Origin of the sequence: Lysinibacillus capsici (genome assembly GCF_020217405.1) — a bacterium.
Taxonomy (GTDB): domain Bacteria; phylum Bacillota; class Bacilli; order Bacillales_A; family Planococcaceae; genus Lysinibacillus; species Lysinibacillus capsici.
The window spans coordinates 2,092,326-2,114,213 of the sequence record NZ_CP084108.1 but is presented as its reverse complement, the minus strand read 5'-3'; the positions used below and the strand labels follow the sequence as shown (position 1 = coordinate 2,114,213).

Genomic DNA, 21,888 nt, shown 5'->3' with positions numbered 1-21,888 from the left:
CAAAATTTTGAAAAAACCTTTATTTAATGAAAAAGGATAAAGCTCGCGATGACTAGGAGCTTTATCCTGCACAATTAGTTGGCTATAAATTTGTCGTAATAGCGTTTCAGCATGGTCGCCATTTGCTCTCTTGTTAAGGCGCCTGCTGGATTCATGTTTTTACTTCCATCGCCTCGGATAATGCCTTGGCTAATTGCCCACTCCCAAGCCTCTTTATGGGCTGCCCCCACTTCTCTGCTTGTTTGTAAACTAGCTTTTTCAGCTAGTATGCTTTTCAACGTCTCTATTTCTTGTTTTAGCTCATTATATTGTGACACTGTTAATCCCTCCTCAAGCCCATTTTTAATATCTTGCTGGAACTGTGCTTCTGTAATCCCCATACTTTTTAAATAGTCAAAAGGATCTTTGTGCGTAGTGCCTCCTAGATTTTCCGCAATCCATCGATGTGACTTAATGCCGTTGCCGCTACCATCTAAAACAGTGGGAACCCCTGCCTCTATAGCAAGTTTACGTAACAGCCAAATATAAGCTGCATAGTCCTTTTTAAATTGTTCCTTGTCAGCAGTCCGTGCCAGTTCCACCTGGGCATAGCTATACGGATTTCCCTTTGGTCCACAGCCATATTGCACGCGATTGACTGGGGCTACTTGCACGATTCTTCCACCACCACCTACCCAGTGAGAAACAAAGGCATTGGCTTTATTTCGATTCATATAGGCGATTTCGTTTTCCAATGCATTTGGACCTGTATTGCTGCCATTACCTGATTCATGCGCCACAATGTATTTGACTGCCGTTAGCGTCTGATTCGGTAGCCCTGACATCATCTGTTTTTCAATAACATAACTCATGTTGCACCATCCTTTCCTATTATTTTTTAGTGACTGACGCTATGTTATTTTTGTCTTTTTGGGTTTTTTTAGGGTAAACAACAAATAATTAGAGGTTCCTTTTGAGGCTTATTAGCTTCTTTTCGCGCTTAAGGCTACTGCGATCGTTTCACCTCTCTTTCCTCGAAGCTATGAAGAGTGAATGTCACAAGGACATCCACTTACTATTAGTAAATGCGCGCACAAAAGTGTTTTCTAGTTAGTTGTGCTCTTTTACTATTTTTTCATTATGATTTTATAACCTCTTTTCTCGCTTCCAAGCATTGACAAAGTATTGTTTTCTGTAGTATTTTAGTTCTTCTAAAATATTGAAAGCGAGGAAAGAAAGTGTGCAGGCAGTAGAGATTATTCGTCAATTACCAAGCTTACACGGCTTTACACAGCTAGTGAAAATTAACAAAGGCTATTCACCTGATAGCAAGTATCTGGTAACAGTAGGTGAAACGCGCTATTTGGTGCGCTTGTCAGATCTAGCACATCATGACAAACGTGCAGTAGAGTTTTCCTTGCTCCAAGAGTTAGCAAAGCAAGGTGTAAGAACACATAAAGCCCTTGACTATACCTTGTTTCAGGAAGCCAGCGTATCCGCAATGGTCGTTAGCTTTTTAGAAGAAACACCAGCAGATGAAATTATTCAGGAACTTTCTGACTCTGAGCAATTCCACCTTGGTCTTGCGGCAGGGAAAGAATTGAAAAAAATACATCAAGTGAGCCCTCCGCAAATAATTCATTGGGAGACAACACAGCTCAAAAAGTTTTCTAGCTATTTGAAGGCATACCAACAAGATGCCTATCAACTTCCACAAGAAGCTAAACTATTGCGCTTTATTGAAACGCACTTACCACTGTTAAAGCAACGCCCCATCACCCTGCTTCATGATGATTTTCATCTCGGTCACATTATTTGTAAAGGACATACTTACAATGGGGTGATAGATTTTAATGGCTATGATGTGGGTGATCCTTATCATGACTTTTATAATCTTGCCTTATTTAGTAGACGACAAAGTATCCCCTATTGTATTGGGCAGATTGATGGCTATTTTTCATCTGCACCAGACGATATGTTTTGGCGGTTATATGCTCTCTATGCAGCCATGACTGTCTTTTCAACCATTGTTTGGACTCGTCACTATGACCCACGCTCCTTTGACGATGCGTTGGAAAGAATTCACATGATTTTACAGGACCATGATGACTTTTCATCGATTAAACCTTTATGGTATGTGGAGAATTTATTCACTCCGTAAGAGGGCTAATATTTTTTGTCGTTCTGCTGCAAAATCAATTGTTGGCTGAGATTTTGGTTCCTGATCGCCACGCTGCTGAAACCACTGCGGAATGATTTCCCGTCGTCTGGCTTTAGAATGTGATGACACTTGCTGCTTGCGGGCTTGAAAACGTTGCTGCTCGATAGCAATATCTGCAAGATTCTTTATATTCTGATCGCACCAATTTTGTAAGATGCTCTCTACATACCGCCAGCGTAAAACATTATGCTCCACCGCTAGCTTCATCGCATAGATGACCATGTCCTCTGAAAAAATAGTGAGCCAATGACGAATTTTACTAGCAATGTAGGTTGTTTGTTTGCCAAAGCCTTGTTGCACATAAAAGTGATGGGCAGTGCTAGTAGACTCCTTATCATCTTTATCTTTTAGTAATTGATTATTTAGTAAATTATTATTTAGTAGTGTGGGCTTTTCCGTCGATGGTACAACCGTTGACGAATTTCCCGTTGACGGTATAGCAGCACGTTTTGATGCTTCATAGACGAAAAATTCTACCCTACCGAACTTGCCGTCTTTTCCTCGTTCCTGTACTTTTTGAAGATAGCCCGCCTCTATGAGTTCATCCAAAATTTTGGCTGTCGCTTCCCGCCCACATTTACTACGAATTGCTAAATCTGCAAGACTAAATGACCAATCATCTGGCAAAGACAGCATATAGGCAAGCAGACCCTTTGCTTTCCAGCTTAATTGCTCATCATTTAAGAATGCTTTATCCAAAACCACAAAATTCTCCTTTTTAGCTACTCGATAAATCATGACGCTCCCTCTTTCCATCTAATGTCCTTTCTAACTATATAAAGAAAATTTTTAAAAATGGGACATAAAAAAAAAGAACATGCCATGAAGCATGCCCTTTTAAGCAGATGAAATGAATTTTTTAGCGAATTCCTATTAAGACAAAGGCATTCCAATTCATGCTATAGAACGTTTTGATGACTTTGCCTACTTCAAGATTTAGATGGAAATATAATCATGATCTGTAAGTATAATGAAAGCAACAGAAGCAAACAATTGCTTCTGCTTTTTTATTCATAAAGCTCTTTATAGACGATGACTTTTAAAGCGGCAATCTCTTCATCGGATAATTTGCCTTCCACCATTTGCAGTGCTTCTTCCTGCGTCATCGAGCCGTCCTGCAATTTTACACGCATGTCGTTCAAATCGGTAATGCCCACTTTTTGAATTAGGACTTTCGTTGCCTCTTCTTTTGTCGTAAACGGTAATGTACTGCTATCGACCGTTTTCGCCTCTTCCATATAGGCTTTTAATTGTGGGTCATTTTCAATGGTACTTTTGATGTCTTCCTTTTGTCCGCTATTTTCTAATTCTGTCGACAAGGTATCTACAATTTTTTCAGAGGCAAATTTTGTGCCGAAATGCAGCACACCATACCCCACTACACCAACGAATAGAGCAATTACCACTAGAAATTTAATCAATCTCAACTACGCTCACTCCTTTATACACGTTCATCATACTATATGGAGCGGGTGTTGAGAAACAATTCTCCCTAGAAATTATGTAAAAAAACCCCATCTATGAAGATGAGGCTTATTTAACGTATTTCAAATACTTCCGCACAAATTCTACAATGTAGAGAACTTCCTCTTCTGTCATCGTTAGCAGCTTGCAAACACGCTGTAGTCTAGCAGGTAATGCTAATTGCTGACGCACCTGATGAATATACATATATTTACATTTTCGCGGATTTACTTTGTCTCGTATTTGCTTATATCGTAGATAAGCATAGCGGGCAAAGGCGTTGAGCATCTCCCGCTCCTGCTCATCACGCTCCCTCTTTTTAGCAGCCTCATCAATGATATCCGTGTCAAATATCTGTGTACCATCTGTTAATTGCATAGTACCACCTCTCTATTGCAAATGTACTCCTCTCTATTAAATGCAACGAAAAAAGCCACACCTAGGGTAGATGTGACATTTTTTATGATTTTTATATGTAAAGATTGATGGATAGCCTGTAAAATGTGGTGGATAGAATGCTAAATGTGACGGATACAACGCTCTTTTTGATGGATAGAATCGCTTAGATTGGATTGCTCCTTCAAATCGGTGGTTTGAATGCTAAATGTGATGAATACAATGCTTTTTCTGATTGTTGGCCACTATTAGCTTCATAGATAATATGCAAAGATTGCTACAATAATGTTTGGTATGGCTAATAGTAAAGCGTTATTCATGAGGAGATTTCGTTCACTTCTGTCTTCATTTGTTTCTGTTGCGAAATTGGCGCGCATTCTATCTCCGCTTGCAATGGCTCCAGACAATAACATGGCAGAAACGATGAAAATTCCACCGAGTAGCCCTGAAAGCAAATGGGCTTCCTCTGTACCCCATATGAGAATGGAGCATATCACACCTAGAATGGACAAGATGGTGCCAATGCCTATATACTTCATTTTCAGCCCTCCTTCGTTTATTATACGGCTAACCGCTCTTTTTCGTTTCAATAAACCCCTATTTTCCTATACGAAATTTTTCCTTTTCCAGTAAAATAACTATAAGGAGGGAGGCTATGCAAATGAAAGACAAAATAAGAGCGTTAACGAAAATGACCTTAGATGATTTAGTACATAATAGATATGAGAAACTTCAACAGGCGAAGATATTAACAGAGGATACTGCTATTTTTCTGCAGGAGGTTTTCGCCTTGCAAGGTACCTTAACATGGCCGCTGGATGAAGCTTCCGTAGCTATTGATGTGTATGAAATGGATGACCAAAGTTGCTTTACAACAGAAATTCGTTATTTATGGTTTGATGATGAAGAAAGTGCTGTGGTTCTTTTTTGCAAGGCCTATACAAATGCAGATCAAACGGAGATTACTGCTTTTATGATTGATACGGTTGATGCCTAGTATAGTATCCTCGCCAAACGTTCATAGTAAGTATGGTGTGAAACTCACGCCGAATCATACGACGGAGGGATCAATTTATGAATGGAATTCGTGAAGGTTTAATCCCCACTATACTTGGGTCAGCTGTTACGGCGGCAGGCTATGCAATGAAGCAAAAACATGGCTCTAACAAAATGGTGGCCAATACGATTTTTGGCTTTGGCTTAGCGCACATTGTGTTAGGTGCGATTGACCTGGTAGAGCATCGTCGTTAACGAGAGAAGGGCACGCTATGTGCTCTTCTTTTTTGTATTTTTTTCTATTAAATGCTAACATTGTCATAAAACTTAAGGAGTACAGTGATGGCGACAATAGAAGATTTTATAGCACTTGATATACGAATCGGCACGGTATTAGAGGCAGAGGAACTACCAAAGGCTCGGGTTCCTGCGATTAAAATGAAAATTGATTTTGGTGAAGAGCTGGGCATTAAACAGTCTTCTGCACAAATTACGAAGCGTTATACACCCGAAGTCATTATTGGGAAGCAAGTAGTAGCGATTGTTAATTTCCCACCACGTCGCGTTGCGGGTTTTAAGTCAGAGGTATTAGTCATTGGTGGTGTACCTGTGGAGGGAGATGTAATTCTGTTAACGCCTGATCAGCAGCTACCCAATGGAACGAAAATACAGTAAAAGCCTCTCGCATTATGCAAGAGGCTTCTTTTTCTGAAGAGGTATCCAAATTTCACTTGTAAAGGTTGGTGAGGAAAAATCCGTGCTTGTATGACGCACGATTTCTGGACCAGCAACCTGTTCATAGCCAGATGATGGGAACCACTCCGCATAAATGCGCCCCCATGTTTCCTGCAGTGTTTGTGGGAATGGTCCAACTGCTTCAAAGACAGCCCATGTACAAGCGGGTACATCCAACTGTGAAAAATAGTGAGACGTTTCGGTTGTGGCTACGCCGATATAATGATCAAGTTCGCCCTTTTCCTCCATTCTGCTCTCGGAAAAGTTAGTGGAGGCTTGGATAATTCCCATTGGTTCTACATTCGATAGCTTTTTTAGGTGCCCAATATCCTCCAATGTTAATGAACGTGCCATTTCAGTTATCGCTTGATTTTCTCCTTGAAAAACGATAGGTACTCTTTTCATGAGACCAACGATGTGAAACGCTTCTTTTTGTTGGAGTCGGTAATTCATTTCACAACCTCCTTGTATGGTAAGTTGGAAGGTCATTCGTGGAAACGCTTTTAGGTGCTGACCATTTTGCCTCGCCTCCGATGGTGTGATGCCATGCATTTGCTGAAAGGCTCTTGTAAATGCATCTGCAGAGCGATAGCCATAACGAATCGCGATATCGAGAATTCTCATAGATGAATCTGATAATTCCAGTGCGGCAAGCGTTAGACGCCTACGACGAATATACTCAGACAGCGAGATGCCTGCCAGAAAGGAAAACATACGTTTAAAATGATATTCCGAGCAATAAGCTAATCTCGCAGCTTCTTGCACATCAATTTCCTCTGTTAGATTGGCCTCGATATACGCAATCGCCTCATTCAACCTTGTTAAAGAATCCACTTCTATCACCTTCCTTATCATTACTTTAGCAGGAATAGTAGCCCTCCATCCGACAATTGGTGCCCCATTTAGTCGCCTTCCAAAAAATAATCTATCGAACAGGCAGATAACTAGCTTTTAAAGCTACTTTCACATACATATAATAGTGTAAAGCTAATTTTAGCCTTACACCTCCTGACTTGATACTTAGGGTCACTGGTCGCACAGTGGCCCTATGAAAATAAAAGATCATTGTGTCGCATCATAATTTCCGTTACAATATTTGTAAAAATTGTCTATTGAGCTGGAGGCAGTAACATGAATCGTCTTTTCCAGTGGTACAAGCATTTGCATACTCATTCCTATAATTATTTTAAAATCCTTTCATGATGAGGATGTTTTTCGCCATTCGTAAAAAAGCAAAATTTCTACTGCGTCTCATCCTATTGATTATTTTACTGTTTTTAGCTATAACTGCCATTGTGTATCAAGCGATAATGTCTATTATTTTTTTCAATCCTACTACTAGGCATGTTAGGTATGGCACTTTTTTTACATAGAAAAGATGAAGGAGAACAATAAATGGTGAATAGTAAGCTATTACTTCTAATATTAGGTTGGGTCAATGTGGTAGCTGCCCTTCTCCTATTCCAAGCTTTTTGTGGGCTTATGGCAATTTGTATGGGCATCGTACTTAAAAAGGATTATCAAGCACCGACCCATGGGCTGGTCTTGATAGTAGTTGGTATCTTGAGTACTGTTATAGGTTGGTTGCTCAATCACTTCTATATGTAAAAATGACCAAGAACCTCGATTCTTGGTCATTTTATAATTAGCGATAACTATTGTGTGTGGGTTCAAATAATGCTTCGTCGGCGTTTCGTACAAGTGAGAAATGATCCACATTATAATGGCCATGTAGGATGTCGTTATGGTGTGCAACCGTATCTTCTGGTGATAAGTAGTCGGAACCATTTGTTGAATGGCCATCTCCCACCAAAGTGACATCAAAGCCCTGTATAGTTGCTGCTCTAACTGCTGTATCCACACAATGCTCGGTTTTGCAGCCCATTATCACCAAATGCTCTACCTTATTGGCCTGTAAATAATCGAGTAAGCCTGTCTTATAAAAAGCGTTGGTAGCCAGTTTATCAAAATAAACAGCGGTAGTCGGTACTTGGATCGCTTGATGTACCTGAAAGCCTTCCCCTTCTCCACCAGCTACATCCTGATCACGCACAAAGATAATATGTGCCTCTGCCTCAATAGCTTTTTGAATAACGGCATCGATGGTTTTAAGCAATTCATCCTTGCGATAGACGGCTTGTTCATCCTGATTTCCCTCGATTAATTCTTGCTGTGCATCAATGACCACTAGTGCTTGCTTCAAAAGCATCTCTCCCTTATCGTTTGCTAACAATATTTTACCATTAATAGTTAATTTCTGATATGCATTATTTTATAACTTTTGAAACCGTCATGCCATCCCCAATGGCACTTGGGTGTTGCCATTTTTCATAGTTATCCTTATCAGCATCAATGAAAAAGAAATCAAAACACTGTCCTGTTGCCATAAGCTTTTCAGGCTTTCCAATGCAGGATCTGTTATACGTTACCTGCTCAGCAAAGCCTGCCTTGGCAAAAATTCTTGGCTGCCAGCTGTGCATATTTATCCTCTAACTCTAGGGATGTCAGTTTGCCTTTCCCTTCCATTCCTCTCGCTAGACAAATTTCTAAAATAGCCTTTAACCTAGTAATCAATACAAGCATCGTCAACAGCTTTCCTGATGATCGAGACACAGAAATAGCAGGCATACCATTTTCGTCAATGGAGGACAGGACATCCTCTAATAGGGCATCGTACTGATAAAATACCTCATCTATATAATTTCATGTGCGTTATCTTCCTCTTGTAGACTGTCGTTTGTTTCATTTTCTTATCGGTGGCTTTTAATTCACCGACTAAAATTTGCTGAATGGATTGAAATTCTGGCTGTTCTAATTGCTGTTTAATGGTTGCTCGCTTCACATGCAGCATCACATCTCTAAAAATGAAATCGCTTTGCCTTTTGCTCCTCACTGTAACGCGCCTTCCATGCCTCTGCGGCACCCTCCACGGTGATGTACCTCTCTCATATGCTCTCTAAATCCAGATCCTTCATTTCTAAAACACCCCTTTTATGTACAAACGTATACAAATTGCCAATTAAACATAATGCTTTCATGCTCCAACATATGTTAGACAATAGTAAACGTATCGGAATGGAGGTAAGATGAGTGAAAAGGGTTATAAAATATGTGTTGGGCATCGGTACATTATTGATACTGTCAGGCATATTTTTAATTGGGGTACAATCTCACTATAATCAGAAGGAAATTAAAATTGCCAGTAAGCTATGTCTCGAAAATGGCGGACAGCCTACTATCATACGCGATTATTTGGCCTTGAATTACTCCTTTTCCTGTCAGAAGAACTGAGGTAGTACATATATGGATGGTGAACTGCGATGCTAGAAAATCGAGTAAATTTCATCTATCTTTCAGGCAAATGGCTAGCTAACAAGATTACTTTTACATACAAATAGTAGTGTAAAGCAAATCTAGCCTTTCCACAGCTCTCCTGTTTTGAGGTCACTTTCCTTGGAAGGTGGCCTTTTTGGCATGAAAAAAGACGTCATGTCGACGTCTTTAATGTTTGATCGATATCCTCAATCAACCTATCCACTTGTTCCTTTGTTATCTTGATGACATATAATTCTGTCGTTTCGATTCCATCAAGGCTTGTTAGGTGTTTAGGATATTGATAGTTATTTGTTATCTCCTTGTCCATACAATCACCTCTTCAATAGATATATTCGACATAAAGTATAGCAAACCTTCTATAAAAAGGAAAATAACAGTATATTTTTTCACTAAAATAGCTATCATTTGGACGTTTTAGGATGAAAAAAGGTTAAAACGATAAGTCCATTTAGACTATCCTTGTGTAAAAGTGATTATTGCTTACCAAATTTCGCAATTTTTTTGAGGTAGAATGACCCGGTGAAAACAATGATACCTCCATAGACTTGCAGCATCACATTACAGGCACTTCTTCAATGGTTATACTGAGAAAGGTACACCCAACGACAATGATTACCATCTCGATGATGACAAGAATATATTTCACCGTATTTCCTCTTTTCTAGTAGGCTAGTCCGACACGTGTTTTCATGAATTCCTCGCTAAAGATTTGTTGGTAGGCAAAATCTGCTGTATCCGCTACAGAAATTTCGCTACCTCCCTCTGGCAAGAAGTTGCGTTCTGCTCGATAGTTTCCTGTCCAGGGTCCATCAGGTAAATAAGTAGGACAAACAATTGTCCAATCCATAGCAGATTGCTCTAATTGTTCGAATACACGCTGGTGCTCCTGTGCAGCAAAGGTCGATTTTCGTTTCGATTCCGTTGATTGGTAACGAAGAAGAGTTGGCGTTACACGACTTTGTAAGATCCCAGCTGTTCCAATCGTAATGATTCTTGTCAACTGTTGCTTTGTCATCGCTTCAAGAATCAATGGTAAGCTAGCCGATAATGTAGTGCCTCCATCTGTATTTAATGCACTCACCACCACATCTACATGATGCATTGCCTGCTCGATATCCTGCTTGTTTAAAACATCACCTTTCATTACACACAGCTGTTGGTGATGGTGCGGTAATTTATCAGGATTTCGAACTAAAAGGGTGACCTCATGCTGATCCTTTATTGCTAGTTCCACCAACTGGCTGCCGACACGTCCACTCGCGCCTAATATTAATATTTTCATTTTTTCACCTCTTTTATTATTATATTACAATTCCCTTTATATGTAAAAAGGCACAAATCACAGTGCCTTCCCTCGACTATTCACGCTCTAGTAGTTGAACATCGACCATAAATAAATGCATATTATTCTTTTGGGCCAGCTCATCGATAATCGATTGAATTTCACTTTCTGTACTGACATCAATTTCTTCCCCATCGTGTAATTGAATAGTGATGACTTGATGCGCTGGAGAGTCTATTAGATAACCGACTGTACTATCAGGTGAGTAGCCTGCCGCTCGTATGGCCTGTAACACTTGTTTTGTAAAATTCGTAGCTTGTAATTTTTCGCCAAGCTCCTCTGCATAGGGAGTTGCTCTTTCAGGGCTCGGGGCTATAATAGAAGGCTCCCTTTGTGCCTTCCACAATGAAATCACAACCAGTAAGCACATGAATAAAAAGAAGATTTGCAGAACACTTTTCATACATTCGCTCCATTTCTCCATGAAATTTACAGGCGGAAGTCTAGCAATCTTTTGCCCTGAAATTGTTATTATTCTCACAGCTATGTATGGCTATTTCTCTCTTTAATTATTAAAAAATAATTTTCTTCTTGTACAGAGGGCAAATTACCAAGAAGTTTTGTTTGTGGCTTCATAGATTAGAAATGTAAAGGTTAGCGCTACCATTACTAAAAAACTAACAAAAAGGGAGATTAAAAGATGCAGGATAGTAGATTTAGTCAATATATGAATTGGAATCATAAAAAAGAAAAGTGCTGTGAACAATATGTAAAATGCTATTGTCATTTAGAAAAAAAATGTGAACACAAACAAGAAGAATGCAAATGCAAACAGAAGCATGAGCATTGCAAATGGGAACAGAAACACCAGCGATGTAAGTGTCATGAAAAGGATGACCATTGTAAATGGGAACATAAGGAGGATTCTTGCTCCTGCAAAAAAGAGGAGGAAGAGTACTACTACGAGATGGATTATTCCAAAGATCACAAGTGTAAAGGCTGTATTTGCCATCAATTAAGATGCTTATCTCCTGGCACTTTGGTAGATGTTATTTTAGCAGGTGGCGGTAGCTTTGTAGGAATTTTCTTCATCAGCTTAGATCCTAAAACTTGCTGTGCTACATTCTTAGAGGTAGATGCAGCAGCAGCAACACCACTTATCATTGATTGCCAGCAAATTATTGCCATTAGAAACGCGTAACTGTTCCATTATCCTATTTGACACCAATTCATATACCATAATCCTACCACTATAAGCACATTTAATCTTCTGCCAGGTTCGCGAAAACCATACCTGGCAGAATTCATATTTTTCAGCTATTCATTGACAATGACTTTGACAATGGGCTCTAATTTTCCTCTATTCACATCGCCAAGATAATCAACATCCACTACGACAGCTCGTGGCTCAAAACGTTGGATACATTCAATGAGGCGTTTTGTGTTTATTTTCTTCATACGCTGGAAGGGTTTACGAATATCAGTCCTTGTCACATATTCGCGAAGCGGACAAGGAATCGTAAACGTCGATAAAATAAATGCTACATTTTGTAATATACCTTCCACGCCTGTAGCATTACCATTAACATTACTTAAAGCCGTTACTTGATGTGTCATTCTATCAACCTTTCTTCTACGTTCATACGATTGGTACGTTGGAAAAAGAGCACTTTGTTATTTATGCTTGCTCATTAAAAATTATGAACGCTTTGTTTTTATGTACCCAATGTTATTTTTATTCAAACAACATTCTAGTTGATAGGTTGACCTACAGGCTTAGCGCATGATGGCATAGTAAATAACATACAGCCAGCTAAAACAGCCGTGGATAATTGCCCAGATGATGGAGTGATGCACACTCCATGAGATCGTAATTGCTAAAACCGAACCAAAGCCAATGCCATTTTTGACCACCGTTTTATGCTCCACTTTTCTCACCTTCCTTGTGCTTTTTAACTCTCCTTCTTGCCATCGCAATCGGTTTCCCTCCTATCTTTTTCTATGTTTATGCATGAACGAACAAGGGCAATCTGAAAGAAAGGATGTGATATTATGATATTTTTCATGCTGACTGCCACGATTGGCATCCCAAGCCTTATGGTGTATCTTCAGCACAAATGGGTTAGCTTTCGCTTTCTTTTCAACATACTAGGCGTCATTGCTGCGATTCTGTTTAGCACGATTGCCGCTACAGCTATAACGAACATTATTCTTGAGGATGTGGTCTTTATGACAACGATTCATGCTGTGTTCTTAAACCCAGTCTTTCTGATTACAGGGGCGTACGCTGGCTTATATCTGATTTACCGGTTCATCATGATAACAATTCATGAAAGAGACAAGCCCCCATCCCTTTAGTAGAAGTCACAATAGACGTGCCAAGTCTGGATGGTTGGATTGTAGAAAAAATAAAAATTGCCATGATCCACAATGTTCAAACGTGCTTTTGCATCGGAGGCAATTTGAAGGACAAATGGCGCATCGTCACCAAAATCAACGCCACTTTGACAAAAGCTCGGATAGCCACCAATTTTATGGAACGGATAGAGGTTTTCAACGATATCCTCAAAATAGTCGAGCTGTTCTTCCTGCTCCAATGTCAGAATCTCTTCCTCCAATTGAGCAGGAATACCACCCCCATCCCATGTTGGATAGTCATTTGTCATATGTTGCGGTAGGAGTGGAAATGCACGAATTTGTTTATGCTGCCATTCGCGCTTCACTAAGCCTTCCAAAGTGGTGTACGTTCTAATATCAAAATAAGAACAAAGATCATCCTCCATGAGATGATCTAATAGACGTTCATCAACAAAGACTGTGACTAATTGAAAAGGCTTTAATGCCATCGGTACGTAGGGTAGGTCTTTTAGAAAGAACGTAGCGAGCGGCTGATAGCCAGATGGTGGCTGCTCTTCTGGCAAGGACCAGCCAACATAGCCAATCCAGCTTTCCAATAAATCATGTGTAGGTCGAATACCACCCGTTTGAAAAATCGTGGCCTGCTTGGCTAATTGAGCCCGAATTTGTTCAATGGCCATCCGCTAGCTCCTTTTGTCGACAGCAGCAATCCGTTGTATGGTCGTTTACCATGCCCACTGCCTGCATAAAGGAATAACATATTGTACTACCGATAAATTTAAAGCCATCTTTCTTCAATTGCTTGCTCATACGATCACTAACTTCTGTCGTCACAGGCACCTCTTTGATGGATGCCCACTCATTCATAACTGGTTTGTGATCTACAAAGCCCCAAATATAATCTGAGAATGAGCCATGCTTTTCCTGTATTTGGAGATATGCTTTAGCATTTGTCACCACACTAGCTATTTTTAATTTATTGCGAACAATCCGTGTGTCTTGCTGCAATTCCTCTAGCTTGTCTGCTGTATAATGGATAATTTTTTCCACATCGAATTGATCAAATGCCTCACGATAGCCTTCACGCTTTTGGAGAATCGTCCACCAGCTCAAGCCAGCCTGTGCCCCCTCCAAGCAAAGCATCTCGAATAAATACTGGTCATCATAGACCGGTACACCCCACTCCTTGTCATGGTATTCCACATACAAAGGCTCATCTAGCTTGACCCAATCACATCTTTTCATTTTTATACCCTCCATTTTATGTATCCTTTACTTAATAGCTGTAATGCAAAGCCATCCTTTACTTGATTTTTCCGTGACATAAACGGTTTGAAAACCGATACGTTCTAATAATTGCTTCGTTGCCTCAGGTGTTTGATAGGCTTTCATATGATAGTTCATCTTGTAGAGCTCTGCTATGATAATAAATTTCCCACCGTTTTTCAGAACCCGCCATACTTCCTCTACATTCTGCTCCAAGGATGGCCAAAAATAGTGCGTTTGAAAGGCCGTAATCGCATCAAAAAACTGATCATCGTATGGAATGTTTGAAACGCTTGCTTCTTTCACAAAGACCCTACCACTGGCAACATTTGCTTTATTCAATTTGATCGATTCCTTCACTGCCTGTGTGGAAAAATCTATCCCATATATTATACCATTTGGATTCAATTTGGATAAAATTTGGAGCGTTTTCCCACCACCACAACCTATGTCTAATACACGATCACCGTCATTGATAGCTCCTTGCCTGATGAACCATGCATTCATACCACGATGGGCAAAATTCATGATTTGTAGCATCGTTGAGCCAATCCATCCATTTGGCTTTTTCGCTTGTTCAATTAACGTTTGCAAGAGTGACATGATTGGACTCCCCCCTTCAAGTAAAATTGTTAAAATAGAAATTAGAGCTTTAAAATAAAAACGCTTACTAGTTTGTACGTACTTCAAAACAATTTGTTTCATTTTTTACAAAGGAGGAAGATTTCATGATACAACAAGCAAAGCAGAAGGACGCTCATGCTGCAGCCTCATTAGCCCTACTACTCTGGCCCAATCATACACTAGAGGAATTTACCGAAGAGATGACACAGCTGCTAAAGGAAGAAAACGCAGCTATTTTCCTTGCCTGTGACGATGACGAAGCCGTTGGATTTGCCCAATGCCAGTTAAGAACAGATTATGTAGAAGGCACCGACTCGAGTCCAGTGGGCTATTTAGAAGGCCTTTTCGTGAGGGAGGACTATCGCCAGCAGGGCTATGCAAGACTGCTTGTGAAGAAATGTGAGCAATGGGCAAAGCATAGGGGCTGTCTAGAGTTTGCCAGTGACTGTGAATGGGGCAATGACGAAAGCCTAAGGGTTCATCTTCAGCTCGGTTTTACAGAAGCCAATCGCATCATTTGCTTCACAAAAAAATTATAAAAATGGCTGACAAAAAAATCACAGGCGTTGCAAACATAACACCTGTGATTTTTCGACATTTTTTAGTTTAGATATGTATTGTTGGAAATATTTCGTTCGCGCTCATCTATGATTAAATGGATCATTAATGCGAGTTGTTGTTCGATTCGCATATTATTTAGATGTAAGATATCAGCAATTACATTCTTTTGCTTCTCTGCTAATTCCATCTCCTCTAGCATTAACATAATTTCTTCTTTTGTCAGCCCAAACATACTCATATCACCCCAATACTCTCTCTATTTATTATTTTAAAATCATTACTCCCATTTCATAATTAACGAAAATTTATCTTATTGCATGAACCATTTTTACTAATTATAGGTTTAAACATGGAAAATAATCAATCTATTATCCATATTTATTTAATATTTTTTTTACATTAAGTAAAAACTTTTATTATGTTGGTTATAACTTATACAAAGATTGTATAAGTTTTCCTGTGGAATATTTCAAAATATTGCAGTAATTGCAACAAGACATCTATACCATTATAAAAATATTCTTGCATTTTGTCGAATTATAGATTTTTTTGCACAAATTAAAATTAATTTACAGCTTAAATGTATTCCTTTACCCATTTTTCACATATATAAAACATCAATACACGAATCCATAAAAACGTAATTTCAAAATTGAAACTACTTGTCTTATTTGTATAATCGGCTTTTATATTATTTTTTTAATATCATGTTTCACTATTTCTATTTTCATGTCCTCAATTTGGGAAACCTTTGATACTGTATCCTTCTGCCATGTCGCTGACTGTACATGTCCTTGCACAAATAATTGGCTGTTTTCCTGGACCACCGCTGGAGCCTTTACTGCAGCTATATCTGTATGACGCATTTCCAATAAGGATTTATTGGACAACGCTAAAAATGGTCTAGCCGCCTTATCCACCCTACAATTTTCAATACGCCCCATTGATTGATCTGACCAAATCATGGCATAAGAGCTTTCTTGACCATCTTTAAAATAGCTATTAGCAATCTCAAAAATTGCATCAATGCACGTGATTCCGTTTCCTTCCATTTGTTCAAAGGTGCAATAGTGTGTAAATAATCGGGCATTGTTGATATAGATATGGTGGCTTTGCAGCTCTCGAATCGTTGTATGATGCATCATGATTTTGGCATGTTCATTACCATAAACACCCCCTGATTGCCCAAATTGAATAATCGATTGCTGTAACTTTAATCCACTAGCATCAACAATAATATGAAATTGCTGATGGTTTTGAATTTTACATTGGTTCATCGAAACATTTGCTTCATCCACAATGGTAAGCCCGACAGCCATGCCATTGCGAACATGACATGTATGAAATTCCACCTTGCTATTTTCAATCAACACCTGCGCCTTGACATGCCGAGAAACTTGACAATCATAGAACTTAGCTTCGGTTTTTTCTCCAAGATACAGCCCATGACTTTGACCATCTGAAAAAATAGAATCAGATACCATTAGTTCACTGCGATGAACCACCATATTGGTATCAAGATGCTCTTTTATTTCACAGCCATCCATCCTGAAAGTCGTGCTATCAAACAATTGAATGCCTACCCCTTGCCCTTGGTGAACTAGACAATTGGTCATCGCAATCTCACTCGACGCAGCCATTACTTGTGCCTTGTCATGACCATGAATTTCACAGTCCTCCATTGTCAGCTTGACATGGCGAATCGCAAAAATACCATGCTTCTTCCCTTCCAACAGCATACAATTCGTCAAGGTCAGCTCACAGTTTTGAGCGATAATCTGTGCCTTCCGATGATGCTCAAATGTCGTGTCGACTAGAATAACACTGGAACCATTCGCCACACGCAAACCAAAATGATTCAGTGGCGTAGCAAGCACTGCACAATTTTTCATCAGCAAACTACCATAGCTCACCATCATCTGCGTTCGAATCAATTGCTCCTCAATCACACAATTCTCAAGCTGTAAATCGCCTTTCACATACAGCCCCTGCCCTTGCCGGAACCGTAAATTACGCATCGCGACAGGTGTTTGATAGCGAATAAATACGCCACCCTTGATGGTCACATTGCCAACCCCATACAACGTCAGCCGCTTGGCAATATCCAAGCTTTCCTCATAAATCCCATCCCGAATTTCAATCATATCCCCAGGCGCCGCCTCTTCAATCGCCTGCCCGATACTTTGATAACGATGCATAATACTCCTCTTCACCACAAGTACAGCCATTTACACACTCCTAACCAAAAAATGTTCGTACCCTATTTATATACCGAACATGCTTGTGCTTATTCAATTTTGTGTAAAATTGCTGGAATATGCAGGCGTTTATTTGGAATGTTTGACGGTTTAATGAAAGTGGGGTGGTTTTAGGCTTAAATATGAACAGCGGTTAAGGGTCTGCTGTTCGTTTTTTTGGTTGGTATCGGGGTTTTAGAGTCTATTTATATTCCACTTAGTTAATGTAAAACTTATTATCTAAAATTCGAATTAGTTTATTAGCATAATTTATATTCTACTTAGTTAATGTAAAACGACCTGAGTCACATGATGCTAGCTTCACAGATTACAATTTATATTCCACTTAGTTAATGTAAAACATTAACCCCTGTTTTAACGTCATGTGTCGCCATGCTCTATTTATATTCCACTTAGTTAATGTAAAACTAAATATCGATCTATCGTGAGAACCATTCCGTAATATTTATATTCCACTTAGTTAATGTAAAACCTGATACGATTACTTATAGTTATAAATTTATTAATATTTATATTCCACTTAGTTAATGTAAAACTGACAACGAGTTGGATGATCTTACACAAATTCTAACATTTATATTCCACTTAGTTAATGTAAAACAAACAGCCTGCCAACTACTCTTTCAAGAATGCTACAATTTATATTCCACTTAGTTAATGTAAAACCTATAGTTACTCCTGGTGATTGACCAACATTATTAATTTATATTCCACTTAGTTAATGTAAAACCTGTATCACTATCATTAAAAACATTGACCACATTGTTATTTATATTCCACTTAGTTAATGTAAAACGTATTGCTTTAGCTTTCCAACTCAATCTTGAATCTATTTATATTCCACTTAGTTAATGTAAAACATTAACCCTCACCCTTTCGTTTGATGACAATCTCGATATTTATATTCCACTTAGTTAATGTAAAACGATTACTGTTAATTTGCATAAGCCACGATTAAACCATTTATATTCCACTTAGTTAATGTAAAACTTGTTACTTTACGAGCTTTTGTGGCATCAGTGTTATTTATATTCCACTTAGTTAATGTAAAACTATGATCAAATGCGCGAAGAGTTAAAAACATTTGATATTTATATTCCACTTAGTTAATGTAAAACGGAAACCCCATCATCCACTCCACGAATGCCGGGTTCATTTATATTCCACTTAGTTAATGTAAAACGAATCACACAGAAAATTTTGCATCAGCGCTGTTATTATTTATATTCCACTTAGTTAATGTAAAACTGTTTGATCCACTTTGGAAAGGCAAGTATCGAAAAAATTTATATTCCACTTAGTTAATGTAAAACGTTATTGTTTTTATATCTGTAAATAATGGTGTGTCATTTATATTCCACTTAGTTAATGTAAAACTTTTTGATTGATTTCTGTTAAATCTGCATCTTTTCCATTTATATTCCACTTAGTTAATGTAAAACTAGAACCTATTGTTTTTTCAAGTAAACCTTGTAAATTTATATTCCACTTAGTTAATGTAAAACCTGATACTCTTGTAATGGTTTAACATTCGCAATGCTATTTATATTCCACTTAGTTAATGTAAAACGGAGGCGTTTATCCGAATGTTTATCCGTTAGCTCCATTTATATTCCACTTAGTTAATGTAAAACCGTTCATTTATTTGTTAAATAGAATGATAAACTTTGATTTATATTCCACTTAGTTAATGTAAAACTTCAAAATGTCCCCAAGAAATGAATGCACTTTTTAATTTATATTCCACTTAGTTAATGTAAAACTGGGAGACTGTCTTTTTAATTTCATCAAAATTATTATTTATATTCCACTTAGTTAATGTAAAACCGAAAACCACGTTGAACGTGTGCTATCAATATTTGATATTTATATTCCACTTAGTTAATGTAAAACTCGCTTCCATAACAGCGTTTGTATCCCAACCTGCAATTTATATTCCACTTAGTTAATGTAAAACATTTTTAGATTTTGCCTTTAAAACAGATGCAACTAAATTTATATTCCACTTAGTTAATGTAAAACGTTAAAAGCGTATTTGCTCAATTTGATCAATTAATATTTATATTCCACTTAGTTAATGTAAAACTGGTGGAATTGTTACTGGTGTCATTACTGGAGCAATATTTATATTCCACTTAGTTAATGTAAAACTTTGTTGGTCTAAGCACTACTACGCAATCTACGGAATTTATATTCCACTTAGTTAATGTAAAACCTATGGATAAGATTTAAAATCGTTGATTTACCAATATTTATATTCCACTTAGTTAATGTAAAACTTTGTTGGTCTAAGCACTACTACGCAATCTACGGAATTTATATTCCACTTAGTTAATGTAAAACCTATGGATAAGATTTAAAATCGTTGATTTACCAATATTTATATTCCACTTAGTTAATGTAAAACATATTTATATTCGCCATCTTGGTGCTTGCCTGTTATATTTATATTCCACTTAGTTAATGTAAAACGACTATGATTAGCACAGTACAAACAAATCAGCTGAAGGATTTATATTCCACTTAGTTAATGTAAAACTAGTGTAGAAAGTGATTTAGGTCTTGCTTCATTCGAATTTATATTCCACTTAGTTAATGTAAAACGGTTCAGCATACGACTTCACTTTCCTTGTGGATGACATTTATATTCCACTTAGTTAATGTAAAACTCTTGGCGCTTTGCTTTTGCTGTAGCTGGTGTTAAATTTATATTCCACTTAGTTAATGTAAAACTCAGCTCTGATACATCATCCACGCTGTAATTATTTTTATTTATATTCCACTTAGTTAATGTAAAACGCTACTGTTCGAGGTGTTGCTTTAGCACATTCGCCATTTATATTCCACTTAGTTAATGTAAAACTCTTTTTACACCTGACTTTTCTTTTAGTTCAATTAAATTTATATTCCACTTAGTTAATGTAAAACACATAGCACTTAAAGTTGAAACATCATCAGCCACTATTTATATTCCACTTAGTTAATGTAAAACGTAACGGCTTTACCAATAAATTCGATATTTATTTCATTTATATTCCACTTAGTTAATGTAAAACTAAATCAACCTCTTTCATTTTCGTTTTAGCATTGTTATTTATATTCCACTTAGTTAATGTAAAACTTATTACCGTTATATACAGCAAAACTTCCGTACAACAATTTATATTCCACTTAGTTAATGTAAAACGTTTTACCAGTACCTAAACCGCCCATGAATAATATAATTTATATTCCACTTAGTTAATGTAAAACGCGAACATGCGTGTCTAATAATTACTCTATCAAAATTTATATTCCACTTAGTTAATGTAAAACAGCTACCAGTGCATTTACCACTGTTAAATTGAGATCATTTATATTCCACTTAGTTAATGTAAAACAGCGCAGATCTCCACGCATTTTTGTTACATACCATATTTATATTCCACTTAGTTAATGTAAAACTCAAGAGTGCAATATAACGATTAATAAAAATCAATATTTATATTCCACTTAGTTAATGTAAAACAGTGGTGTTTGAAGTATTTCTCTTTTATCTGCTGTTATTTATATTCCACTTAGTTAATGTAAAACCTTCCGTACTCGGCAATAATATCTAATTGTTCTGGATTTATATTCCACTTAGTTAATGTAAAACTAATTCGTTTAGTACTTCATTCGAAAAGCGTTCATCATTTATATTCCACTTAGTTAATGTAAAACAAGACTTTCTTAAGTCATTAACTAGTTGGTTCATAGATTTATATTCCACTTAGTTAATGTAAAACGACATAATCAGTGCCTCCTACCCTGCAAAGACATCATTTATATTCCACTTAGTTAATGTAAAACGGGATCTAAAAACTTTAAATCTATCGTGAAATCCAAATTTATATTCCACTTAGTTAATGTAAAACCCCACCTTAAGCATAATCAAAAAACCCTTATTTTTCAACGCTTTGACGGCTTGTAATTTACGACAAATATGATTATTTGCAGTCAATCGGTAGTCCAGAAATTTGCCTTTGCAATCAAAGTGCCCTCAAAGCTAGGTATGATATGCCTGGAAGGAATATTATGTTGTAAAATGATTCACTGCAATTCTACTAAAAGAGAATTTGAATACGATCGATACTCACTTTTCTAGTCTTTACTAATAGAATAGATGACTATAAAAACATGCTCTCAAAATCTTTCTCGACCCCATACACAGTTTTTTTCATATTTTCAGGATTGGCAATTCGGTAAACATAAATTGAATCAATATTCGGATTAGCCTTTGTTGCTAATTCAGCTAGGCATTGTTTTAAAAGTCCTTCAGTAATTTCTCCTTCAAATAAAGAATTTTGTGTCCACGTTAAATATTTTTTCAATACTTTATGGACTTTTCCCACCCGTTTCACATCCACATCATACGCAATCAGTACATACAC

At 37.6% G+C, this 21,888-nt stretch carries 28 protein-coding genes and 1 CRISPR repeat array; of the genes, 8 read left to right on the top strand and 20 right to left on the bottom strand.

The window, feature by feature from the left end; genetic code table 11:
• Positions 1 to 74 precede the first annotated feature (74 nt).
• Positions 75 to 851 (bottom strand): N-acetylmuramoyl-L-alanine amidase, encoded by a 777-nt coding sequence (locus LCP48_RS10225; protein ID WP_004228624.1) that lies wholly within the window; start codon positions 849 to 851, stop codon positions 75 to 77.
• A 368-nt stretch (positions 852 to 1,219) separates the two neighbouring features.
• Between LCP48_RS10225 and LCP48_RS10220 the strand changes: the two genes are divergently transcribed.
• Positions 1,220 to 2,140 carry a phosphotransferase family protein gene (locus LCP48_RS10220; RefSeq protein WP_009371084.1) on the top strand — a complete coding sequence of 307 codons (921 nt, stop codon included), beginning with the start codon at positions 1,220 to 1,222 and terminating at the stop codon, positions 2,138 to 2,140.
• Here the strand turns inward: LCP48_RS10220 and LCP48_RS10215 are convergent.
• The 4 genes from LCP48_RS10215 to LCP48_RS10200 all read right to left on the bottom strand — a co-directional run bounded on the left by LCP48_RS10215 (position 2,126) and on the right by LCP48_RS10200 (position 4,599).
• Positions 2,126 to 2,938, bottom strand: coding sequence for a DnaD domain protein (locus tag LCP48_RS10215; protein WP_009371083.1), 813 nt, complete (start codon positions 2,936 to 2,938; stop codon positions 2,126 to 2,128). The genes LCP48_RS10220 and LCP48_RS10215 overlap by 15 nt on opposite strands.
• Positions 2,939 to 3,207: 269 nt before the next feature.
• Positions 3,208 to 3,627: a hypothetical protein gene (locus LCP48_RS10210; RefSeq protein WP_216486897.1), complete on the bottom strand. Its 420-nt coding sequence runs from the start codon at positions 3,625 to 3,627 to the stop codon at positions 3,208 to 3,210.
• A gap of 106 nt (positions 3,628 to 3,733) precedes the next feature.
• Positions 3,734 to 4,042 (bottom strand): hypothetical protein, encoded by a 309-nt coding sequence (locus LCP48_RS10205; protein WP_004228634.1) that lies wholly within the window; start codon positions 4,040 to 4,042, stop codon positions 3,734 to 3,736.
• Between the two features lie 272 nt (positions 4,043 to 4,314).
• Complete coding sequence (locus LCP48_RS10200; RefSeq protein WP_004228636.1) at positions 4,315 to 4,599, bottom strand: DUF5316 family protein; 285 nt, start codon at positions 4,597 to 4,599, stop codon at positions 4,315 to 4,317.
• Between the two features lie 116 nt (positions 4,600 to 4,715).
• Here LCP48_RS10200 and LCP48_RS10195 point away from each other — a divergent pair, with 116 nt between their 5' ends.
• The 3 genes from LCP48_RS10195 (at position 4,716) to csaA (ending at position 5,731) form a co-directional block, all read left to right on the top strand.
• The gene (locus tag LCP48_RS10195; protein WP_009371082.1) at positions 4,716 to 5,057 is read left to right on the top strand and encodes a DUF7668 domain-containing protein; all 342 of its coding nucleotides are present in this window, start codon (positions 4,716 to 4,718) and stop codon (positions 5,055 to 5,057) included.
• 77 nt (positions 5,058 to 5,134) lie between these two features.
• Positions 5,135 to 5,311 (top strand): hypothetical protein, encoded by a 177-nt coding sequence (locus LCP48_RS10190; protein WP_004228639.1) that lies wholly within the window; start codon positions 5,135 to 5,137, stop codon positions 5,309 to 5,311.
• Between the two features lie 87 nt (positions 5,312 to 5,398).
• Positions 5,399 to 5,731: a chaperone CsaA gene (csaA, locus tag LCP48_RS10185; protein WP_004228641.1), complete on the top strand. Its 333-nt coding sequence runs from the start codon at positions 5,399 to 5,401 to the stop codon at positions 5,729 to 5,731.
• Between the two features lie 12 nt (positions 5,732 to 5,743).
• Here csaA and LCP48_RS10180 read toward each other — a convergent pair whose 3' ends face one another.
• Complete coding sequence (locus LCP48_RS10180; RefSeq protein ID WP_004228643.1) at positions 5,744 to 6,625, bottom strand: AraC family transcriptional regulator; 882 nt, start codon at positions 6,623 to 6,625, stop codon at positions 5,744 to 5,746.
• Positions 6,626 to 7,186: 561 nt separating this feature from the next.
• On the opposite strand from LCP48_RS10180, the gene LCP48_RS10175 reads away from it, so the two are divergent.
• Positions 7,187 to 7,399, top strand: a complete 213-nt coding sequence (locus tag LCP48_RS10175) for a hypothetical protein (protein WP_004228646.1) — start codon at positions 7,187 to 7,189, stop codon at positions 7,397 to 7,399.
• Positions 7,400 to 7,436: 37 nt separating this feature from the next.
• Here the strand turns inward: LCP48_RS10175 and LCP48_RS10170 are convergent, their stop codons facing one another.
• The 3 genes from LCP48_RS10170 to LCP48_RS10160 form a co-directional block, all read right to left on the bottom strand.
• Positions 7,437 to 7,994, bottom strand: a complete 558-nt coding sequence (locus LCP48_RS10170; RefSeq protein WP_004228647.1) for an isochorismatase family protein — start codon at positions 7,992 to 7,994, stop codon at positions 7,437 to 7,439.
• Between the two features lie 64 nt (positions 7,995 to 8,058).
• Entirely contained in the window at positions 8,059 to 8,271 is a 213-nt protein-coding gene (locus LCP48_RS10165) for an O-methyltransferase (RefSeq protein WP_009371080.1), read from the bottom strand.
• A gap of 209 nt (positions 8,272 to 8,480) precedes the next feature.
• Positions 8,481 to 8,684 carry a hypothetical protein gene (locus LCP48_RS10160; RefSeq protein ID WP_004228651.1) on the bottom strand — a complete coding sequence of 68 codons (204 nt, stop codon included), beginning with the start codon at positions 8,682 to 8,684 and terminating at the stop codon, positions 8,481 to 8,483.
• A gap of 197 nt (positions 8,685 to 8,881) precedes the next feature.
• Here LCP48_RS10160 and LCP48_RS10155 point away from each other — a divergent pair, with 197 nt between their 5' ends.
• Positions 8,882 to 9,082 (top strand): hypothetical protein, encoded by a 201-nt coding sequence (locus LCP48_RS10155; RefSeq protein WP_004228654.1) that lies wholly within the window; start codon positions 8,882 to 8,884, stop codon positions 9,080 to 9,082.
• Between the two features lie 196 nt (positions 9,083 to 9,278).
• Here the strand turns inward: LCP48_RS10155 and LCP48_RS10150 are convergent, their stop codons facing one another.
• From LCP48_RS10150 to LCP48_RS10140, 3 genes are all read right to left on the bottom strand, one after another.
• Positions 9,279 to 9,434, bottom strand: a complete 156-nt coding sequence (locus tag LCP48_RS10150; RefSeq protein WP_004228656.1) for a hypothetical protein — start codon at positions 9,432 to 9,434, stop codon at positions 9,279 to 9,281.
• 354 nt (positions 9,435 to 9,788) lie between these two features.
• Positions 9,789 to 10,409 carry an NAD(P)-dependent oxidoreductase gene (locus tag LCP48_RS10145; protein ID WP_004228659.1) on the bottom strand — a complete coding sequence of 207 codons (621 nt, stop codon included), beginning with the start codon at positions 10,407 to 10,409 and terminating at the stop codon, positions 9,789 to 9,791.
• Between the two features lie 76 nt (positions 10,410 to 10,485).
• Positions 10,486 to 10,872 carry a hypothetical protein gene (locus tag LCP48_RS10140; RefSeq protein WP_004228661.1) on the bottom strand — a complete coding sequence of 129 codons (387 nt, stop codon included), beginning with the start codon at positions 10,870 to 10,872 and terminating at the stop codon, positions 10,486 to 10,488.
• A gap of 504 nt (positions 10,873 to 11,376) precedes the next feature.
• Between LCP48_RS10140 and LCP48_RS10135 the strand changes: the two genes are divergently transcribed.
• A complete protein-coding gene (locus LCP48_RS10135; protein ID WP_225340918.1) occupies positions 11,377 to 11,610 on the top strand; it encodes a hypothetical protein in 234 nt (77 codons plus the stop codon).
• 116 nt (positions 11,611 to 11,726) lie between these two features.
• Here LCP48_RS10135 and LCP48_RS10130 read toward each other — a convergent pair whose 3' ends face one another.
• The 5 genes from LCP48_RS10130 to LCP48_RS10110 all read right to left on the bottom strand — a co-directional run bounded on the left by LCP48_RS10130 (position 11,727) and on the right by LCP48_RS10110 (position 14,636).
• Entirely contained in the window at positions 11,727 to 12,026 is a 300-nt protein-coding gene (locus tag LCP48_RS10130) for a GPW/gp25 family protein (protein WP_004228664.1), read from the bottom strand.
• A 159-nt stretch (positions 12,027 to 12,185) separates the two neighbouring features.
• Positions 12,186 to 12,386, bottom strand: a complete 201-nt coding sequence (locus LCP48_RS10125; RefSeq protein WP_004228669.1) for a hypothetical protein — start codon at positions 12,384 to 12,386, stop codon at positions 12,186 to 12,188.
• A 377-nt stretch (positions 12,387 to 12,763) separates the two neighbouring features.
• A complete protein-coding gene (locus LCP48_RS10120) occupies positions 12,764 to 13,447 on the bottom strand; it encodes a DUF1963 domain-containing protein (RefSeq protein WP_225340917.1) in 684 nt (227 codons plus the stop codon).
• A complete protein-coding gene (locus LCP48_RS10115) occupies positions 13,437 to 14,012 on the bottom strand; it encodes a DNA-3-methyladenine glycosylase I (RefSeq protein ID WP_004228676.1) in 576 nt (191 codons plus the stop codon). The genes LCP48_RS10120 and LCP48_RS10115 overlap by 11 nt, the downstream gene beginning before the upstream one ends.
• Positions 14,013 to 14,039: 27 nt before the next feature.
• On the bottom strand, positions 14,040 to 14,636 hold the full coding sequence (locus LCP48_RS10110; protein ID WP_004228679.1) for a class I SAM-dependent methyltransferase: 597 nt from the start codon (positions 14,634 to 14,636) through the stop codon (positions 14,040 to 14,042).
• A gap of 125 nt (positions 14,637 to 14,761) precedes the next feature.
• Here LCP48_RS10110 and aac(6') point away from each other — a divergent pair, with 125 nt between their 5' ends.
• On the top strand, positions 14,762 to 15,196 hold the full coding sequence (aac(6'), locus tag LCP48_RS10105; protein WP_004228681.1) for an aminoglycoside 6'-N-acetyltransferase: 435 nt from the start codon (positions 14,762 to 14,764) through the stop codon (positions 15,194 to 15,196).
• A 62-nt stretch (positions 15,197 to 15,258) separates the two neighbouring features.
• Here the strand turns inward: aac(6') and LCP48_RS10100 are convergent, their stop codons facing one another.
• From LCP48_RS10100 to cas2, 3 genes are all read right to left on the bottom strand, one after another.
• Positions 15,259 to 15,450, bottom strand: a complete 192-nt coding sequence (locus tag LCP48_RS10100; protein ID WP_004228683.1) for a hypothetical protein — start codon at positions 15,448 to 15,450, stop codon at positions 15,259 to 15,261.
• A 454-nt stretch (positions 15,451 to 15,904) separates the two neighbouring features.
• On the bottom strand, positions 15,905 to 17,446 hold the full coding sequence (locus LCP48_RS10095; protein WP_004228686.1) for a right-handed parallel beta-helix repeat-containing protein: 1,542 nt from the start codon (positions 17,444 to 17,446) through the stop codon (positions 15,905 to 15,907).
• Positions 17,447 to 17,659: 213 nt separating this feature from the next.
• Positions 17,660 to 21,372: direct repeats of the CRISPR family, unit length 29 nt; unit sequence ATTTATATTCCACTTAGTTAATGTAAAAC.
• A gap of 252 nt (positions 21,373 to 21,624) precedes the next feature.
• The gene (cas2, locus tag LCP48_RS10090) at positions 21,625 to 21,888 is read right to left on the bottom strand and encodes a CRISPR-associated endonuclease Cas2 (RefSeq protein ID WP_004228688.1); all 264 of its coding nucleotides are present in this window, start codon (positions 21,886 to 21,888) and stop codon (positions 21,625 to 21,627) included.

Bases quoted from the DNA above. Each gene is read 5' to 3' on its own strand.
- LCP48_RS10225 (WP_004228624.1), bottom strand. From the start codon at position 851: ATGAGTTATGTTATTGAAAAACAGATGATGTCAGGGCTACCGAATCAG.
- LCP48_RS10215 (WP_009371083.1), bottom strand. From the start codon at position 2,938: ATGATTTATCGAGTAGCTAAAAAGGAGAATTTTGTGGTTTTGGATAAA.
- LCP48_RS10205 (WP_004228634.1), bottom strand. From the start codon at position 4,042: ATGCAATTAACAGATGGTACACAGATATTTGACACGGATATCATTGAT.
- LCP48_RS10200 (WP_004228636.1), bottom strand. From the start codon at position 4,599: ATGAAGTATATAGGCATTGGCACCATCTTGTCCATTCTAGGTGTGATA.
- LCP48_RS10195 (WP_009371082.1), top strand. From the start codon at position 4,716: ATGCAAATGAAAGACAAAATAAGAGCGTTAACGAAAATGACCTTAGAT.
- LCP48_RS10190 (WP_004228639.1), top strand. From the start codon at position 5,135: ATGAATGGAATTCGTGAAGGTTTAATCCCCACTATACTTGGGTCAGCT.
- csaA (WP_004228641.1), top strand. From the start codon at position 5,399: ATGGCGACAATAGAAGATTTTATAGCACTTGATATACGAATCGGCACG.
- LCP48_RS10175 (WP_004228646.1), top strand. From the start codon at position 7,187: ATGGTGAATAGTAAGCTATTACTTCTAATATTAGGTTGGGTCAATGTG.
- LCP48_RS10165 (WP_009371080.1), bottom strand. From the start codon at position 8,271: ATGCACAGCTGGCAGCCAAGAATTTTTGCCAAGGCAGGCTTTGCTGAG.
- LCP48_RS10150 (WP_004228656.1), bottom strand. From the start codon at position 9,434: ATGGACAAGGAGATAACAAATAACTATCAATATCCTAAACACCTAACA.
- LCP48_RS10145 (WP_004228659.1), bottom strand. From the start codon at position 10,409: ATGAAAATATTAATATTAGGCGCGAGTGGACGTGTCGGCAGCCAGTTG.
- LCP48_RS10140 (WP_004228661.1), bottom strand. From the start codon at position 10,872: ATGAAAAGTGTTCTGCAAATCTTCTTTTTATTCATGTGCTTACTGGTT.
- LCP48_RS10135 (WP_225340918.1), top strand. From the start codon at position 11,377: ATGGATTATTCCAAAGATCACAAGTGTAAAGGCTGTATTTGCCATCAA.
- LCP48_RS10130 (WP_004228664.1), bottom strand. From the start codon at position 12,026: ATGACACATCAAGTAACGGCTTTAAGTAATGTTAATGGTAATGCTACA.
- LCP48_RS10120 (WP_225340917.1), bottom strand. From the start codon at position 13,447: ATGGCCATTGAACAAATTCGGGCTCAATTAGCCAAGCAGGCCACGATT.
- LCP48_RS10115 (WP_004228676.1), bottom strand. From the start codon at position 14,012: ATGAAAAGATGTGATTGGGTCAAGCTAGATGAGCCTTTGTATGTGGAA.
- LCP48_RS10110 (WP_004228679.1), bottom strand. From the start codon at position 14,636: ATGTCACTCTTGCAAACGTTAATTGAACAAGCGAAAAAGCCAAATGGA.
- LCP48_RS10100 (WP_004228683.1), bottom strand. From the start codon at position 15,450: ATGTTTGGGCTGACAAAAGAAGAAATTATGTTAATGCTAGAGGAGATG.
- LCP48_RS10095 (WP_004228686.1), bottom strand. From the start codon at position 17,446: ATGGCTGTACTTGTGGTGAAGAGGAGTATTATGCATCGTTATCAAAGT.